The organism is Pseudomonas sp. SWRI81, assembly GCF_014268545.1.
GTDB classification, from domain to species: Bacteria; Pseudomonadota; Gammaproteobacteria; order Pseudomonadales; family Pseudomonadaceae; genus Aquipseudomonas; species Aquipseudomonas hamedanensis.
Window position 1 is genome coordinate 1 of the sequence record NZ_JABWQS010000130.1, and the last position, 202, is coordinate 202.

The window sequence follows — 202 nt, forward strand, 5'->3', positions numbered from 1 at the left end:
GGGTTTCCGTTAGAGTCTTGCACCACAACCGTCGCCCCCGTCATGCACGCTCCTTTCACCAGCACATTGCCCAGATGACTGGCCTTAGGCAGCGGTTCAGTAATTGTTGGAAGTGGGGGCTTGATGTAGAACTCAAGCAAGTCAGTTGCAGCGGACGTCTGCCCGTTTACCGTCTGCACCGCCTTGATGTGTTTTGCTCCCG

At 55.9% G+C, this 202-nt stretch carries 1 protein-coding gene; it reads right to left on the reverse strand.

Features of this window, described 5'->3' with window-relative positions; genetic code table 11:
* Window positions 1-202, reverse strand: a 202-nt coding sequence (locus HU765_RS26985) for a hypothetical protein (RefSeq protein ID WP_238344773.1), incomplete at both ends; no start/stop codon positions are given.